Below are 15,848 nucleotides of genomic sequence, written 5' to 3' on the forward strand. Positions count from 1 at the left end.
ACGAGGAGAAAAGGATGCGCGCGCTCTGTTCGTTGGTGTTGCTGGGATTTGCGCTGAGCTTCTCGGCTTGCGGGGACGACGACGACGACCGCGGGGGAGTGGGCCCCGGTAGCAGGCTGGTCGGTGGCGCCTGCAACGACCACGCGGACTGCAAGGAGCGCTGCGTCGAAGGCAAAGACTACCCGGGGGGTATGTGCACGGTCTCGTGCGGGAGCGACCACGACTGCCCGTCGGGCTCCGCGTGCATCGACGACTCCGGCGGCATCTGCGCGGCGCTCTGCGGTGGCAACTCGGACTGCGACGGCTTCGGTCCGGGCTGGGCCTGCCGCGACCGCAGTCGCCGCAACGCGCCGGGTGACGTGGCGGTGTGCCGGGGCGACTGATGCCGAGCCGGCGCGAGCTCCTGGGCGGCGTGGGCGCCCTCGCCCTGGGTGCCTGCGTTCCGGTCGCGACCGCTTCGGTGCCGCCCCAGCTGCCGCGGCGGGGCGCCGACAAGCCCGAGCTGGTCGTGCAGGAGATCGGCGATTACCAGTGCCCGTTCTGCGCCGCGGTCCAGCCGGCGGTGAAGCGCGTGATGCAGACCTACGGAGAGCGCGTCGCGCTGGTCTGGCGTGACTACCCCATCGCGCGCCACGAGCACGCGATGGGCGCCGCCGAGGCCGCGCGGGAGGCAAAGGCCCAGCTCGGCGACGAGGGCTTCTGGCAATACCACGACGTGTTGTTCAGGAACCAGAGCACCCTCGCGCCGGCGGACCTGTTGCGCTTCGCGGAGGCGTTCGCCATCGATCGCACGCGCTTGCGCCGGGCGCTCGAGCTCGGCATCCACCGCGACGGCGTGCTGTCCGACAAGCGCGAGATCGACGCGCTGAAGCTCCCCGGGTTCGGCACGCCGGCGTTCATCATCGGCGCGGACCTGTTCGTGGGCAACTACAGCTACGAAGAGCTGGCGGGTTTGGTCGAGAACGCGCTCTGATCCTGCGCCAGCTTCGCCGACAGGTAGTGCGCCACCGTCAAGATCGGCGTCATGGTGTGGCTCGACGCGCTGCTGGGAAATCCCGACGAGTCGAACACGTACACGCCGCGGGTGCCGAAGACCTGGCCGTCGGGGTCGGCGCCGCCTTGGTCCGGCGAGCCCGCGAAGCGCACGCTGCCTTGCTGGTGAGCGGAGATCAGCGGCGCCGTTGCGGGCGCAAACGGCAACGAGTCCGCCTTGCCGATGTCAGCCTCCGAGTCGAAGAGCAAGGGCGGGATCGTCGGCACGAGCACGCGGCGTGCGCCGGCGGCGAAGTAGATGCGCGCGGCCTCCTTGATGGCCTCCCGGAGGCGCGCCTTGTGGTTCTCGGCCTGGCGATAGAAGACGATGGGGTGACCGGCGCTCGCGCCCAAGCGCACCGTGCCGGAGGGCCCGTCTGGGACCAGCAGCAGTGAGGCGGCGATGCGGTCGTAGTTGGCCATCAGCTCCTTGCCGGCTCGACCGACCAGCGGAAGGAGCGAGGCGACGTTGCCCGGGGTGCCCATCACTGCCTCGATGCGGAAGCCCCAGAGCCCGTGCTCGGGATCGTCGTCCTTCTCGAACTCGGTGACCGCGTAGGCCTGCGGGATGCCGTCGAAGGCCCGGATGCGCTCGTCGAACAGCGCGGTGATGGGCAGCTGCGGTTGCAGCGTCAGGTGCTTGCCGACATGTTGTGTGCCGATCTCCGAGCGAAGGAGCAGCTCCGCGCTGCCGATGGCGTTCGCCGCCACGATCACCACCCGTGCCCGGATGTCGAAGTTGCCCTTGGTGTGATAGCCGTGCTCGTCGAGCGTGGCCACGCTGATCCGTTTGACCTCGGAGCGGAAGTCGTGGATGCGCAACGCGCGCGCGCGCAAGAAGAAGCGCGCGCCCTTGTCCATGGCCTTGGGGATGGACACGAAGCGCGGGTTCCGCTTGGCGTTGAGCGGGCAGCCGAGCAGACAGGTGCCGAGGCCCGCGCAGCCGACGCGGTTGTGGAGCATGACCTCGCCGCGTTTGCCGAGCTTCTCCGCCCCCGCTCGCAACCGGCGGTTGGCCTCGTTCAGCGCCGCCTCGGGGATGCGGTTCGCGGACAGATCTTCCAGCGCCTTGGCCTTGAACGGCGCCAGAGTCTCGGGCGAGAAGTCGCTGAGCCCGTGCTTCTTTTGCCAGTGCCTGAGCACGCCGTCCGGGATGGGAACGACGTCGGAGACGTTGATCACCCCGCCGCCGCCCAGGGCGCGGCCTTGCAGCACGCTCACCGACAGGTCCTCGGTGACGCGCCCGCCGCGGTCCATGTAGAGCTGGTCGTACATGGCACCGTCGCGCTGGGTGAGGTCGGTTCCGGTGCGGTCGCCGCCCTCCTCGAGCACCACGACCTCGCGACCGGCCTCGGCGAGGACGCGGGCGGCCGTGGCGCCGCCGGGGCCCGAGCCGATGACCAGCACCTCACAGGTCAGCCCCGCGGGCGGCGGCTCTTTGGACAGATCGCGGATGCTGCCGCTCATTTCGAGAACCTCGCGAGCGAAGGCCCCGGATAGCCGATGTGCGGCCAGACCTCCGGGTTGTCGTAGAACACCAGCGCCATGAACTTCCGGAACGCGGTGGCGACCTGGCGGCGCACCAGCCTGTCGCTGGTGGTCCAGGCCTCGTAGTGGCTGAGGCGTTCGGCGTCCGAGAGGCGCGAGAAGCTCGACCAACGGCGCTCGAAGAGCAGCGGCCCGAGCTCGAACAAGAGCAGCGCGCGCTGGAGTTTCTTCACGTTGTCCGCCGGCTCCCCGGCCAGGTAAGCGTCGAACGCCCGCCCGAGGTCGAAGCGCTCCGCGCCGATCTCGAAGGCCCCGCCGCTCGGCAGGAGCGTCTTGGCCAGCGCGTCCAGCGTGCGGTACTCGCGGGCGCTCAGCACCCGGAGGCCCGCGACGGGTGGCGCGCCGCCGAGCAGCGAGCTCACCCCGCCGCCCACGACCAGGACCGACGCCCCGGCGAGCCCGAGCGCCAGCACGCGACGCCGCGTCAGGAACCGGAAGCTCTCCGCCATCGGGCGGGAGTGTACTTCAGCTCGCCGTCGCGCGGATCGCTGCCAAAACTTCCTGGGCGTGCTCCTTGGGCTTCACCTCCGGGAACACCTTGCTGATCTTGCCGTCCTTGCCGATGACGAAGGTCACGCGCTTGGCGTGGCCCATGCTCACCGGCACGCCGAAGGCAGCGGCGATGCTGCCCTTCTCGTCCGGCCAGAGCAGGAACGGCAGCGCGTGTTTCTCCGCGAACGCCTTGTGCGACTCGTTGTCGTCGGTGGAGACGCCGATCACGACCGCGCCCGCGGCAGACAGCGCGCCCCACTCGTCCCGGAGGCCCTGGGCCTCCACCGTACAGCCGGGCGTGTCGTCCTTCGGGTAGAAGTAGACGACCACCGGTTTGCCGCCGAAGTCGCGCAGGCGCACCGTCTGGCCGTTGTGGGCCGTTGCTGCGACGTCCGGCGCCGGATCGCCGACCGCGAGCAGGCCGGTGCGCGGTGCGGGGCTCGAGCTCGACGCGGTGGGCGCGGGCTCGGCTTGCTTGCAGGCAACCAGCGCGAGGCCGAGCCCGATCGCGAGGAGGAGCTTCATGACGCTCTTGTTTGGGGAAGAAGCGCACCGAGCGCAAGGGCTCACTGGATGCCGTACTCGCGCAGGCGGCGATAGAAGGTGCGCCGCGGGATGCCGGACAGCTCTGCGGCCTTGACCCGGTTCCAGTTGCAGGCCTGGAGGGCCTTCAGGATCTTCTCCCGCTCGTCCGAGCGGTGCTGGCTGATGGTGCTCTTGGGCGGCCGGCGCTGACTGGAGCGGGGCGGCCGATTGGTCGTCGTGGTCGAGCGCGACTCGGTGGCGGGCCCGTGGTGCGACGAGTCCGTGCGCGGGGTGAAGACCCGGCCGTCCGGCACGTCGAGGTCGTCCACCTGAAGCTCACTCCGATCCGAGAGCACCCAGGCGTTCAGGAGCACGTGCTCGAGCTGTCGCACGTTACCCGGCCAGTCGTAGGCCATCAGCCGGCGCATGGCGTCCCGCGAGAGCGTGCCCTTGTCGCGCTTGTAGCGCGCGGAGAACAGACCCAGGAAGTGATCGACCAGCTGCGGGATGTCCTCCGAGCGTTCGCGCAGCGACGGCAGCCGCAGCTCGACGACGTGGATGCGGTAGTAGAGGTCCTCCCGGAAGCGACCGTCCTTGACCATCGCCTCCAGCTCTTTGTTCGTCGCGAAGACCAGGCGCACGTCCACCGGTTCTTCGGTTGCGCCGCCCACCGGGCGTACCTTGCGCTCCTGGAGCACGCGCAAGAGGCCCGCCTGCATCTTGTCGGGCATCTCGCCGATCTCGTCGAGCAGCACGCTGCCGCCCTCGGCCTCGCGGAACAGACCCTTGCGATCTCGATCGGCCCCCGTGTAGGCGCCCTTCACGTTGCCGAACAGCTCGCTCTCGAGCAGGTGCTCGGGAATGGCGCCGCAGTTGACGCCCAGGAACTTCGCCTTCCCACGCGGCGACGCCTCGTGCACCGCGCGGGCCACCATCTCTTTACCGGTGCCACTCTCACCGGTGATGAGCACGGGCACGTCGGTGTCGCGGATGCGGTCGATCAGCGCGTACACGCGGCGCATGGCGCTCGAGGTACCGACCAGGCCGTGGTAGCCGAAGTGCGAGTACAGCGTGTCGCGCGCGTCTCTGAGCTTCTTCCGGGCCTCCTTCAGCTTGTGGGTGCGCTCCCCGAGCAGCTCCCGCAGCCGCCCCTGAGCGTCCTCGAGCTCCCGGTTCGTGCGGCCCAGCTCGTCCGCGCGCTCGCGGTTCTCGTTGACCAGACGCGCCGTCTCGATGGCGATGGCCACCTGGTCGGCGAAGGCGCGCAGCGTCGGCAGCTCGTCCTCGAAGTGCGAGGCGGCACGGACGCGGGTCTCCACGTACAGGGCGCCGATGGGGCGGCCGGAAGGCGCCAGGATCGGCACGCAGGCCACCGACTGCAGGTGCATCTGGTGCACCGACGAGAAGCTCTTCAACCGCTTGTCGTCGCCGGCGCTCACGCTGACCATGGGCTCGCCCTTTGCGATCACGCTCTCGGCGATGGAGCGCGAGAACTCTGCGTGGGGCTCGTCGCCCAGGCGCGAGCGAGAGCTGAACACGCTGAGGGTGCCGTCCGGCTCGCGCAGGATCACGTAGCCGCGCTCGGCGCGGGTGAGCTCCACGGCGTGGCTCACCACGCGCGAGGTGAGCCGCTCGAGATCGAGCTCGCCCACCAGCTCGGCGTTCACCTCGAGGATGCGCGCCAGGCGCTGCTCCAGCGGCGTCGACGCGTGGGACGAGATGGGCGAGAGCTGCGAGATCTGGCTGATGCGGGGAGTGAGCTTGGTCGCGGCGTGCGCGGTCACGGCCACGGCCATCTCGCGCTGCACCAGGGATCTGAGCTCGCGGCGCCGCGGATCGTTCCAGTAGACCTCGCGCAGGTCCCGGGGCAAGCGCGCGCCGATGTCCTCGAGCAGGGCGAGCGCCTCCTCGCGATCGCGCCGGGCGTTCATGCTCTGCCCGGACGCCTCCTCCAGCTCGGCGCGAGCGGCGAGCGCGCGCCACGACCACTCGCGCTGCCCAGCCTCGCGCGAGGCAGCGAGCGCGTCGTCCAGGGCCTGGCGCGCGCCGCCCTCGTCGTCCGCCAGCATCGCCACGCGGCCCTCGGCCAGCTTGCGCAGCGGGCGGTGCGCGGGGCTGTCCCCGATCTCGCGCTCCGCTCGATCGAGCCAACCCCGGAGCTCCGAGACGTCCTCCGTTCCCGAGCGCGTCGCGATCAGCACGGCCTCGAGCAGCGCCTCGGCCGCGTCGATGCCGCGTCCGAGCGCCTCGTACGCCGCGGCGCACGCCTCGTAGGCCCGCACGCTCTCGGCCGTTTGCCCGGACAGCGCGTGGAGCTCGGCCTGGAGCCCGTAGAGCTGCGCGCGCATCACCGGCGGCAGCTGCGCGCGCTGCTCTTCCAGCGCGGCGATGCTGGCGCGCGCGCGGGCCAGCCGGCCCAGGTAGAGGTCGGTGTTGGCGAGGTTCAAGAGCGCCTGCCGCGTCGTCGAGCGACGGCCGGAGCGCTTGCCCATGTCCACCGCGCCCTCGAAGTGCTGAATGGCCCCCGCGATGTCGCCACGCATCTTCAAGAGGCCGGCCAGGTTCAGCCGCAGCGTGGCGAGCATGCCCGCGTCCCCCGCCTTCTCCCCGGCGACCAGCCCTTCTTCGTAGAACTTGCGCGCCTCGTCCATGCGGTCGTGGCGCTGCAGCGCGAAGCCCAGGCAGGTGAGCGCGACGGACTCGGCGCGGGGCGAGTCGAGCTCGCGCGCGCGCATCACGGCGCGCGTCAAGAGCTCGCGAGCCTCGTCGTGGCGGCCCAGGAAGGACAGCGACGAGCCCTTGAAGGCCAGCGCTTCGACGCCGAGCGCGGACGGCTCGTCAGTGATGGGCGCGACCGTCTCCAGCGCCTTGGCGTAGTCCGCGAGGCCAACGTAGGCGCGCGTCAGGTACAAGAGCCAGGCCTTGCCGGCGGGCGACGCGAGCTGCTCTTCTGCCAGCGCGCGCACCGACTCCAGCTGCTCGAGCGCGCTCGTGGCTTCGCCCAGACCCACCGCGAGGCGCGCCCGGGCGATCGCCATGGTCAGCGGGTCGGCGTCGCGCACCGCGTCCAGGGCGGTGCGAGCGTCGTCGTAGCGCCCCTTCTCCAGGAAGTGCTGCGCGCGCTCCAGGGCATCCGCGGGCAGTGCCGCCGCGCTGGCTGGATCTTCGGAGAGCACGCGCTCGATGTCGGACGCGGAAGCCACCGCCTCCGAGGCGATTGCGCGCACCACCCGGCGCAGCTCGCCCGGGCGGCAGCCGCAGGCGCTCACGATGCGCTCGATCATCGAGTCCGTGAGCGACGGCACGGCGCGCCGCACCAGGTCCATGGCCGCGGGTTTGTCCAGGGGCGGCACCACGCACTCGGGAGCGTCGGCGCCGAGCGCCGAGCCGCCGACCACCACCAGGCGGGCGCCCGCGGCCTGCGCGCGCTTCAGCGCGCCCAGGCTCTGCTCGTCCAGACGATCGGCGTCGTCGATCAGCACGATCAGCCGCTCCGCCGCCTGATCGGAGAGCTCGGCCTCCACCGCGGCGAAGGAGCCCGAGTCCACCAACGCGACCGGCGCGCCCTGTACGCCGAGCGACCAAGCGACGCGCCTGAGCAACGCAGTGCGCCCCGAGCCGGCGGGCCCAGCCAGGCGTAGCAGCCCGCCGGCGGGCAGCGCGTTGACGGCGTCCAGAAGCTTGTTCGCCACGCCATCGATGCCCACGACGGGCCAGATCGCCACCGCGCTGCCGCTCGGCTCGGGCGCGGGCAGCGCCGCCGCGTGGCGCAACGCGCTCGCGAACTCGTCGGCCGAGGGATAGCGTTCGCTCGGCTCGTCGCCGGTTGCTCGCTCCGCCACCTGGTTCAGCCGCTGGGCGACGTCGGCCGGCAGGCTCTTCGCCTGCTCCACCGCTTCCATCAGCGCTACGCCGAGCGCGTACACCTCCGCGCGCACGGTGAGCGGTCCCCCCGCCAAGAGCTCCGGCGCGGCGTAGCGCGGCGTGAGCCCTTCGGCGGCGGTGCCTTTCTCGCGCCACGGAGCGGCCAGGCCAAGGTCCACCAAGGTCGCGCGCCCACCGCGCTCGACGATGATGTTCGCGGGCTTGATGTCACCGTGCAGGAGCCCAGCGCGGTGCACCAGCGTGAGCTGCTCTGCCGCGCGCGCCAGCGCGTCGAGCGTGCGCTGGGTCTCGAGCCCGCGCTCGATCAGATCCTGCAAGCTGTCTCCCTCGACGAGCTCGCGCACCATGAACGGCCGCAGGCTGCCCGGCAGGCGACCGAAGCGCACCACCCGCGGGACGCCCAGGCCCTCGAGACCGGAGAGCGCCACGGCCTCGCGCACCAGCGCCGCCATCTCGCGCTCGCTGGCGCCTTCGGCCAGCACCTTCAGCGCGAGGCTCTGCCCGCTGTGGCGGTCACGGACCGACCACACCTCCCCGCCGCCGCCCTTGCCGAGGCGGTTGACGGGGAGGTAACGCTTGGGCAGCTCGAGCCGGGCCACGACCGCCTAGAGCCCGTAGTCGGCTCCCAGCCCGAAGAAGAAGCCGCTGGTGCCGAAGCCCAGATCCAGGCGCCCCACGAAGCTCTTGCTGGGCTTGTAGCGGAAGCCGGTCTGAAGCACGAGCCAGGGGAAGATGATGGGCTTGCTGCCACCGTCGGCCCAGCTCGGCTCCGTGTAGCCGCCGTAGTGGTCGTTGTCGCTGCCGCAGAACGCGCCGGTTCCCGCTGGGTCGTTGGGGCCGGTGCACTTCTTCCACTTGTACGGATCTTCGTTCGGGTTGCCGCTCTCCGGATACGCCTGGGTCCGGAAGAGATCGCCGAACACCAGGCCGAAGCCGGCGCCCATGCCGTAGTTGACGGCGAACTGCGGTCCGAGCTCCTGGCTCCAAAGGAAGTCGGCGGTCAGGTAGATGACGTTGAGATCGCTCTTGACCACTTCCCAGGCGCTGGCCGGATCGTCACTCGCCTTGAAGGGCGTCTCGTCCATGTAGTAGCCCGCCCACCAGAGGCTGAAGATGTACTCGAAGCCGTCCTTGCGGATCGCGAACTCGGGCCCGACGCCGTGCACGAGCACCGTGTCGCCGCCGTCGCCGAACAGGTTGACCATGAACTTCGGGATCACGATGCCGCGGTAGCGCAGGCCCACGAAGCGATAGGTCTGGCCGGGCAGCTCCACCGGCGAGTCACCCGCCGGCGAGTCCGCTGCCGGATCGCCGGCCGCGGGCTTCGCCCCCTCTGCCTCCGCGGGCTTCGCGCCCTCCGCGGGTTTCGCCTCGACCGGCGGCGCGTCGGCTTCGCCCTCCGCCGGCTTGGCCTCCGCCTCTGCCTCACCCTGTGCCACGACGGCAGGCGCCGCAGCCAACACGACCACCCCGAGCGCGCTGCTCAAACTCCACTTCCGCCAACCCAACATGTTCCAGCCCTCCGTGTGCCTTGGCACGCCCCGTGCCACTGCGGCGCGGATTGTGCCATGGCACTGTGCCAGATCGCAAAGCCTGGTTTCGCCGAGGAATTCTGGGGGTGCGCGGCGCTCCCCGACCGCTGGGGCCATGCTATTGGTGCTCCGCCGCCTCGGGCGGCGCGCTCGCATGATCCTCCACAGTCTGGTCGTCGAGCAGGCCGTCGACATCGACGAGCGTCTCCCCTTCGTCAAGGAGCTGGTGCTCGCCCGCGGCGTGATGCCGATCGCGATGGTCCGCAAGCGCGCGCTCCGCGCCCGCGAAGGAGGCCCGCTCGCGAGCGGCGCGCCGGAAGACGCGGCCGCTGAGACGCTCGCTCCGGTGCTCCTGATCCACGGCTACGGGCAGAACCGCTACGCCTTTCACCTGCCTCTCCGGAGCATGGCCAACCACCTGGCCCGGGCGGGCTTCGACGTGTTCAACGTGGATCTGCGCGGGCGCGGCCGCAGCGGCCACTTCGGCGCGCGCCGGCCCCGCTCGGTGCTCGAGTTCATCCATGAGGACGTACCGGCGGCGCTCGACGAGATCCGCGCGCTCTCCGGCGATCGACCCGTGTTCCTGGTCGGGCACTCCCTCGGCGGCGTGGTCAGCTACTGCGTCGCGGTCGATCACCGCTCGCGCATCGCCGGCGTGGCCACGCTGGGCTCGCCGTACCACTTCACGGCGGGCTCGCGCTGGCTCACGAGCCTCACCAGCGCGTTCCTGGCGCTCGACCAGCGCATGAACCTGCCGAACTTCGCGGTCCCGGCTCGGGCCTACGGCAAGTTCGTGCGCACCGCGCGGCGGGTAGTGGACAGCCCGTTCTACCCGCTGCCGTTCCGCGGATTTCATCGGGGCGCCATCGAGCCCGAGGTGCTCGAGCAACACATGGCGCTGGCCATGGACCGCGGCAGCGTCGCCACCATGCGCGCCATGTTCAGCTGGGCCCAGGAGGCCCGCGAGCGCAAGGCCGGCGACGACGGCCTGTTCGGCTACGCCAAGCGCTTCGAGTCGCTGGACCTGCCGCTCTTGGTGATCGCCGGCATCTACGACGACCTCGCCGCCCCCGAGTCGGTGAAGCCCGCCTGGTCACACTCCGGCTCGAGCGATCGCACCTATCGCGAGCTGCCCTTCGGGCACGTGGACCTGCTCATCGGCCGCGAAGCGCCGCAGCTCACCTGGCCGCTGCTCGAGTCCTGGCTCACCAAGCGCGTGCGCGACCGAGCGCGGGCCGCCGCCAGCTACTGAGCGTCCAGCTTCTTCTTCAGCTTCGCGACCTCGGACTCCAAGGTCTTGACCTGGCGCTTCAGGTCCTTGACCTCGTCGGCGGTGGCGACGCGCATCATCTTGGCGAAACGCTCGGTCTGCTCGGAGGTGAAGTGCTCCACCTTTCCAGGCACCTGGATCACCGTCATCATCGCGCGCATGAACTGCTCGTTTTGCATGAGCTTCGCCATGCGCGGATCGCCGAGGAGGGCGAGCCCCCGTTTCTTGACCTCGTCCTTGATGCTCATGGGGCGGTTCTAGCGTTTCTGAGCGTGGGTTGGCGGCCGAATTTGGCGCTGGCTGCGGAGGCCTTGGCGCCCGCGATGGAAGGCGGGTATTCTGCTCTCGTGCGCCGGATCGCCCTCGCCCTGGCCCTGGCCGTGCCGCTCCTCGCGGGCTGCGAGACCCACGTGCGTCGAGGCACCACACTCTACGCTGACGGTCGCTACGTCGAGGCGGCAGAGGTGTTCGAGCGCACCGAGTACCGCCTGACCGCCTACACGCCGCGGGAGCGCGCCGAATACGGCGTCTACCGTGGGATGACGCTGTTGGTGCTCGGCGATCTTCAGAACGCGCGCCGCTGGATGACCTATGCCTACGAGGTCGAGCGCGTGGCGCCTGGAGCGCTGCGCTCGGATCGGCGCGCCCTCCTGGACCGCGGTTGGTTCGAGCTCGGCCAGCGGCAACGTGCCGAATTAGAGGCGACCCCGCGGGGGACCGACACCGCTCTGGCGCACCGGCACCCGGAGCACCCGGCGCCTCCGCCTACCGATCGCGCGGTGCCGCCGGCGAACGAGCGGACGCTGGTCCCGCGCTGAGGGGGTTCCCGAATCCGGGCCGCTGCCCCATGAGTCCGCCGATGTCCGACAAGCTGCGGAAGTCCGAGGCGGAGTGGCGCGCGGCGCTGAGCGAGGAGCAGTACCGGATCGCGCGCGAGAAGGGCACCGAGCGCGCGTTCACGGGTGAGTACTACGACTGCAAGGAAGCCGGCACGTACAAGTGCGTCTGCTGCGGCGCGGAGCTGTTCTCGTCGGAGACGAAGTACGACTCGGGCAGCGGCTGGCCGAGCTTCTGGCGACCCGCGACCGACGGCGCGATCGACCAGGAGAGCGACACCTCCTACGGCATGCGCCGCGTCGAGGTGAAGTGCGCGCGCTGCGACGCGCACCTGGGTCACGTCTTCGAGGACGGCCCGGCGCCCACGGGCCTGCGCTACTGCATCAACAGCGCGTCGCTCCGGCTCGAGAAGAAGTGATTCTCCTCAGCTCTCCGGCTGCACGCTGCCGATCTTGCTGACGTCGAAGGCGAACGCGCGCTTGCCGTTCTCGACGATCACCTTGATCGTGTCCTCGTCCACCCGCTGGAACGAGAGCTTCAGCTGCTTGTTCTTGGGGGTGAGCAGGGTGTAGCTGCCGGCCTGGGGCACCGGATCGATCCAGCGCATCTGGACGCCGTCGATGGTCAGGTCCCACGCTCCGCGGGGGCTCGTCCAAGAGCGGGTTCCGTCCACCTGGATACCCTCGAGCACGCCGCCGGCGAGGGGGGTCTGGGTGCGGTCCCCTTCACCCGTCACCGTGAAGCCATCGAGAACTCTGGTCCACTGTACGCTGTGAACGACCTGGCGGCTCTTGGCCTGGAAGTCCCAGGTCACGTCGGCGGTGCCGTTGAGCTTCACGCGGCCGTTCGACAGGTCCGTCCACTCGTGGTGCACCAGCACCTGGGCCTGCTCGTTCTTGTCCACGCGGATGCTGTGCGAGCCGCTGAAGGTGTGGCCCTTGTAGGTGCAGCTGCCGGCCTTGGCACCGTAGCTGACGGTCAGGGTGGCGTCCGCCAGCGTGATCTCGGCGCAGGGCAGCTGCGAAGCGACGAAATCCCGGATTTCCTGGGCCGCGCTCTGCACCGCCTGGCCGATGGTGAAGCTCGTCGTGATCTCCACGGAGGCCGCCTGAAGGCTCTCGGCCTGCGAAGACAGCGTGGACTCCTCGACCGCCTGCTGGGCCTCGGCCAGGGTCAGGCTCTCCCCGTCGTCCTTCTTCTTGGGGCAGCCGCTGAGAACCACCGTCAACACCAGGCCCACGAGCGCGCGAGATCGCATGACGAATTCCTCCTAGCCTCCCCAGACTAGCAGCCTCCGTGCCAGGAGTTCAGACTCGGGTCTCTTCCTTTCGCGCCCCGTGATTTTCCGCCACGCCCCGCCTTCGTCGAGGTTGTTGTCGAGACGCACTCTGGGAGCGCCACGCGAGAGTCCCCTCCTGACGGGGGGAGTGCGCCGGCCTCGCCGGTGTTCTCGTGGGTCTTGGTGTCAGTGGCGGATCGCGACACCCAAGGGTGCTTCCTTCGGTCGTCTGCTCGTGCCAAGACAGCGGAAGTCGAGTCAGACCTGGTGCCGGTAGCTCTCGTAGCCGCCCGGGAGGTTCCGGACCACATAGCCCCGCTGGAGCAGCGCGCGGGCGGCGTCGTAGGAGCGCTTGCCGCTCTGGCAATACACCCACAGCTCGCGCTCCGTCGGGATCTCGCCCAAGCGCCCGCGCAGCTCCGAGAGCGGGATGTTGACCGAGCCGGGCACCGCCCCTCGCGCCACCTCGTCCGGCTCGCGCACATCGAGCAACGTCACGTCCGCGCGACCCACGTCGCTCCAGCGCGCCATCGCGACGTCGCCTCGGAGCACGTTGGCCGCGATCATCCCGGCCAGGTTCACCGGATCCTTCGCGGCGCCGAACTGCGGCGCGTAGCAGAGCTCCGCCTCTTCCAGATCGAACACGCTCGCACCGAGCTGGAGCGCCATGGCGATCACGTCGATGCGCTTCTCCACGTCGCGCTTGCCGACGGCCTGCGCGCCGAGCACCCGCCCTTCTTTGCGAGAGAACACCAGCTTCAGGTGGATGGGCTCGGCCCCGGGGTAATACGCGACGTGGTTGTTCGGATGGAGCCACACCACCTCGGTGTCCTCGCGCCCCGCCAGCCACTTCTCGCTGGCTCCCGTCGCGGCCACGGTGAGACCGAACAGCCCGCAGACCACGGTGCCCTGCACGCCGCGAAACCGAGCCTCGCGGCCGCACACGTCGTCGGCGGCGATGCGCCCTTGGCGATTGGCGGGACCTGCCAGCGGGATCAGGCGCGGCCGCTGGGTGACGAAGCAGGTGTCCTCCACCGCGTCGCCCGCCGCCCAGATCCCGGGCACGTTGGTGCGCATATGCGCGTCCACGGCGATGCCGCCGAGCGCTCCGAGCGCGACACCCGCGCGCGACGCCAGGTCCGTCTCCGGTCGCACGCCCAGGCCCAGGATCACCAGATCGGCCGAGAGCTCCTGGCCGCTGGAGGTCACCACGCACAGGCCGTCTGCCCGTTGTTCGATGCGCTCGAGCGCCTGGCCGAGGAGCAGCCCCACTCCGCTCTCGCGCAGGTGGTCCTCCACCGGCCGCGCCATCTCGGGATCCAGCGGCGGCAAGACCTGCTCGTCGCGCTCGACGACCTCGACCTCGAGCCCGCGTTTCGCCAAGTTCTCCGCCACCTCGAGCCCGACGAAGCCAGCGCCGACCACCACCGCACGGCGGGCCCGATGCTCGTCGATCCACTCGCGCAGGCGCCGCGTGTCCGGCACGGTGCGCAGCGTGAACACGCCGGGCAGGTCGATGCCGGTGATGTTCGGCCGGAGCGGCCTGGCGCCCGGCGCCAGCACGAGCGCGTCGTAGCGCTCGACGTACTCCTCCCCGGTCCGCGTGTGACGCACGGTGAGCGTGCGCTCCGCCGCGTCGATGGCCACGACCTCGTTGAACACACGCACGTCGATGTCGAAGCGCTGCTTGAAACGCTCCGGCGTCACCAAGAGCAGCGCGCTCTCGTCGCGGATGACGTCGCCGACGTGGTAGGGCAGCCCGCAGTTCGCGAAGGACACGTGTGGCCCCTTCTCGAACACGACGATCTCTGCGGACTCGTCCAGGCGTCGCGCGCGCGCGGCGCACGACGCGCCCGCTGCCACTCCCCCCACGATCAGGATGCGTCTCTGGGACATGGCGGGCGCAGGCGTAGCCCGGCCGGGGGCGCTTGTCATGTCGGAGGTGACGGCGGTCAGGGCGGCCATGCCCGATCTCGCCGTGAGGCGGGCGTGTCCCTAGGCTCTCGGCTTTCGCTCCAGCTCGATGCCCAGTCGCTCCATGCGCCGGTAGAGCGCCTGCCGGCTGAGCCCGAGCTCGGCCGCTGCCTTGGAGACCACGCCCCTGGCGGCCACGAGCGCCGTTTCGATGACCTGACGCTCCGCCTCGGAGAGCGGATCGCGCTCGGCGCTCGGGGGCGCCGGGGTTTCGCTGCTCCTGCCACCGCCGAGGTCCAGATCCACGGCGCGGAGCAGGTCGGAGCTACGCACCAGGAGCGCGCGCTTCACGCGATTCTCCAGCTCCCGGACGTTGCCGGGAAAATCGTGGGCCTCCAGCGCCGCGAGAGCGTCTTCGCTCAGCACCGGCAGCGGGCGTCCGTCCTTGGCATCGTGGTGCAGCCGCACGAAGTGCTCCGCGAGCAGGCGGATGTCCTCGCTGCGCTCGCACAGCGGCGGCACTCTCACCTCGATTACGTTCAGGCGAAAGTACAGATCCTCGCGGAAGCTGCCGGCTGCGATGGCGCGGACCATGTCGGTGTTGGTGGCGCTGATCACGCGCACGTCCACCTTGCGAGTGGTGCTGCTGCCCAGACGCTGGAGCTCGCCGTTCTGGAGCACCCGGAGCAGCTTGGCTTGCCCGGCCAGCGAGAGCGTGCCGATCTCGTCCAGGAACAGCGTGCCGCCGTGCGCCGCCTCGAACACGCCCGTGCGCGCCTTCTGGGCACCGGTGTAGGCGCCCGCTTCCGCGCCGAACAGCTCGGCCTCGAGCAGCGTGTCAGGCAGCGCGCCGACGTTGACCTTCAGGAGCGGCTGCCCGCGGCGGGACGAGTTGGCGTGGACGATCTCGGCGAGCTTCTCCTTGCCGGAGCCGTTGGGTCCGGTGATCAGCACCGGCACGTCGGCGCGCGCGACCTGAGTCGCGAGCGAGACGGCCGTCTGCATGCCCGCGCTCTGGTACACGAGCCCGCACAGGTCGTAGCGCTGCGAGAGCGCGGTACGCTGTCGATCGGCCTGGTGCCTGAGCCTGGTGTTCTCCTGCCGCGCGGCGCGCAGCCGAAGCAGGTTCTGAACGGTCACGACCAGCTTGGTGTCGTCCCAAGGCTTGGCGACGTAGTCGGCAGCGCCCTCCTTGACCAGCTTCACGGCGGTCTCCAGCGAGGTCCACGCCGTCATCAGCACGACGGGCAGATCCGCGTCGAGAGCGTGGATCTCCCGGAACAGCGCGATGCCCTCGTCGCCGCTGGTGGTGTTCAGCGAGAAGTTCATGTCCTGAACGACCACTCCCACGTCCGCCTCGCGCACCGCACGGAGCGCGTCCGCGGCTGACGCCACGGCGATCACGCCGAGCCCGTGGAGCTCGAACAGGAGCGAGAGCGCGATGCGAACTGGCTCCTGGTCGTCGACGACGAGGACCTTCATCCGCGTCCTTTCTAGCATGGCTCGCTTTCTTTCTCGTCGAGGCCGAAGCGCA

The 15,848-nt window shown here is 70.3% G+C and carries 14 protein-coding genes; 5 read left to right on the top strand and 9 right to left on the bottom strand.

Annotation, left to right across the window (positions count from 1 at the left end):
- Positions 1 to 14: 14 nt before the first annotated feature.
- Positions 15 to 383: a hypothetical protein gene (locus HS104_01005; GenBank protein MBE7478555.1), complete on the top strand. Its 369-nt coding sequence runs from the start codon at positions 15 to 17 to the stop codon at positions 381 to 383.
- Positions 383 to 973 (top strand): thioredoxin domain-containing protein, encoded by a 591-nt coding sequence (locus HS104_01010; protein ID MBE7478556.1) that lies wholly within the window; start codon positions 383 to 385, stop codon positions 971 to 973. Before HS104_01005 ends, HS104_01010 begins: the two co-directional genes overlap by 1 nt.
- On the opposite strand, the gene HS104_01015 is transcribed toward HS104_01010, so the two are convergent.
- The 5 genes from HS104_01015 to HS104_01035 are packed head-to-tail and all read right to left on the bottom strand — an operon-like array spanning position 934 to position 8,993.
- Entirely contained in the window at positions 934 to 2,499 is a 1,566-nt protein-coding gene (locus tag HS104_01015; protein ID MBE7478557.1) for a GMC family oxidoreductase, read from the bottom strand. The genes HS104_01010 and HS104_01015 overlap by 40 nt on opposite strands.
- Positions 2,496 to 3,029: a hypothetical protein gene (locus HS104_01020; protein MBE7478558.1), complete on the bottom strand. Its 534-nt coding sequence runs from the start codon at positions 3,027 to 3,029 to the stop codon at positions 2,496 to 2,498. The genes HS104_01015 and HS104_01020 overlap by 4 nt, the downstream gene beginning before the upstream one ends.
- A 16-nt stretch (positions 3,030 to 3,045) precedes the next feature.
- A complete protein-coding gene (locus HS104_01025) occupies positions 3,046 to 3,597 on the bottom strand; it encodes a peroxiredoxin (GenBank protein ID MBE7478559.1) in 552 nt (183 codons plus the stop codon).
- 41 nt (positions 3,598 to 3,638) lie between these two features.
- A complete protein-coding gene (locus HS104_01030; GenBank protein MBE7478560.1) occupies positions 3,639 to 8,081 on the bottom strand; it encodes a sigma 54-interacting transcriptional regulator in 4,443 nt (1,480 codons plus the stop codon).
- A gap of 6 nt (positions 8,082 to 8,087) precedes the next feature.
- On the bottom strand, positions 8,088 to 8,993 hold the full coding sequence (locus HS104_01035) for a hypothetical protein (protein MBE7478561.1): 906 nt from the start codon (positions 8,991 to 8,993) through the stop codon (positions 8,088 to 8,090).
- 175 nt (positions 8,994 to 9,168) lie between these two features.
- Between HS104_01035 and HS104_01040 the strand changes: the two genes are divergently transcribed.
- Positions 9,169 to 10,266 (top strand): alpha/beta hydrolase, encoded by a 1,098-nt coding sequence (locus HS104_01040; protein MBE7478562.1) that lies wholly within the window; start codon positions 9,169 to 9,171, stop codon positions 10,264 to 10,266.
- On the opposite strand, the gene HS104_01045 is transcribed toward HS104_01040, so the two are convergent.
- A complete protein-coding gene (locus HS104_01045) occupies positions 10,260 to 10,532 on the bottom strand; it encodes a hypothetical protein (GenBank protein MBE7478563.1) in 273 nt (90 codons plus the stop codon). The genes HS104_01040 and HS104_01045 overlap by 7 nt on opposite strands.
- Positions 10,533 to 10,631: 99 nt before the next feature.
- Between HS104_01045 and HS104_01050 the strand changes: the two genes are divergently transcribed.
- Both HS104_01050 and msrB read left to right on the top strand, forming a co-directional pair.
- Positions 10,632 to 11,102: a hypothetical protein gene (locus tag HS104_01050; protein MBE7478564.1), complete on the top strand. Its 471-nt coding sequence runs from the start codon at positions 10,632 to 10,634 to the stop codon at positions 11,100 to 11,102.
- Positions 11,103 to 11,143: 41 nt separating this feature from the next.
- On the top strand, positions 11,144 to 11,539 hold the full coding sequence (msrB, locus tag HS104_01055; protein MBE7478565.1) for a peptide-methionine (R)-S-oxide reductase MsrB: 396 nt from the start codon (positions 11,144 to 11,146) through the stop codon (positions 11,537 to 11,539).
- Between the two features lie 6 nt (positions 11,540 to 11,545).
- On the opposite strand, the gene HS104_01060 is transcribed toward msrB, so the two are convergent.
- The 3 genes from HS104_01060 to HS104_01070 form a co-directional block, all read right to left on the bottom strand.
- Positions 11,546 to 12,379 (bottom strand): hypothetical protein, encoded by an 834-nt coding sequence (locus tag HS104_01060; GenBank protein ID MBE7478566.1) that lies wholly within the window; start codon positions 12,377 to 12,379, stop codon positions 11,546 to 11,548.
- A 279-nt stretch (positions 12,380 to 12,658) separates the two neighbouring features.
- Positions 12,659 to 14,296 carry an FAD-dependent oxidoreductase gene (locus HS104_01065; protein ID MBE7478567.1) on the bottom strand — a complete coding sequence of 546 codons (1,638 nt, stop codon included), beginning with the start codon at positions 14,294 to 14,296 and terminating at the stop codon, positions 12,659 to 12,661.
- 99 nt (positions 14,297 to 14,395) lie between these two features.
- Positions 14,396 to 15,796, bottom strand: coding sequence for a sigma-54-dependent Fis family transcriptional regulator (locus tag HS104_01070; protein ID MBE7478568.1), 1,401 nt, complete (start codon positions 15,794 to 15,796; stop codon positions 14,396 to 14,398).
- Positions 15,797 to 15,848 lie beyond the last annotated feature (52 nt).

It is taken from the genome of Polyangiaceae bacterium (assembly GCA_015075635.1).
Lineage (GTDB): Bacteria > Myxococcota_A > Polyangia > Polyangiales > Polyangiaceae > JADJKB01.

What these genes read in the sequence shown, in the direction of transcription:
- HS104_01005 (MBE7478555.1), top strand. Translation starts at nt 15, where the DNA reads ATGCGCGCGCTCTGTTCGTTGGTGTTGCTGGGATTTGCGCTGAGCTTC.
- HS104_01010 (MBE7478556.1), top strand. Translation starts at nt 383, where the DNA reads ATGCCGAGCCGGCGCGAGCTCCTGGGCGGCGTGGGCGCCCTCGCCCTG.
- HS104_01015 (MBE7478557.1), bottom strand. Translation starts at nt 2,499, where the DNA reads ATGAGCGGCAGCATCCGCGATCTGTCCAAAGAGCCGCCGCCCGCGGGG.
- HS104_01020 (MBE7478558.1), bottom strand. Translation starts at nt 3,029, where the DNA reads ATGGCGGAGAGCTTCCGGTTCCTGACGCGGCGTCGCGTGCTGGCGCTC.
- HS104_01025 (MBE7478559.1), bottom strand. Translation starts at nt 3,597, where the DNA reads ATGAAGCTCCTCCTCGCGATCGGGCTCGGCCTCGCGCTGGTTGCCTGC.
- HS104_01035 (MBE7478561.1), bottom strand. Translation starts at nt 8,993, where the DNA reads ATGTTGGGTTGGCGGAAGTGGAGTTTGAGCAGCGCGCTCGGGGTGGTC.
- HS104_01040 (MBE7478562.1), top strand. Translation starts at nt 9,169, where the DNA reads ATGATCCTCCACAGTCTGGTCGTCGAGCAGGCCGTCGACATCGACGAG.
- HS104_01045 (MBE7478563.1), bottom strand. Translation starts at nt 10,532, where the DNA reads ATGAGCATCAAGGACGAGGTCAAGAAACGGGGGCTCGCCCTCCTCGGC.
- msrB (MBE7478565.1), top strand. Translation starts at nt 11,144, where the DNA reads ATGTCCGACAAGCTGCGGAAGTCCGAGGCGGAGTGGCGCGCGGCGCTG.
- HS104_01060 (MBE7478566.1), bottom strand. Translation starts at nt 12,379, where the DNA reads ATGCGATCTCGCGCGCTCGTGGGCCTGGTGTTGACGGTGGTTCTCAGC.
- HS104_01065 (MBE7478567.1), bottom strand. Translation starts at nt 14,296, where the DNA reads ATGTCCCAGAGACGCATCCTGATCGTGGGGGGAGTGGCAGCGGGCGCG.
- HS104_01070 (MBE7478568.1), bottom strand. Translation starts at nt 15,796, where the DNA reads ATGAAGGTCCTCGTCGTCGACGACCAGGAGCCAGTTCGCATCGCGCTC.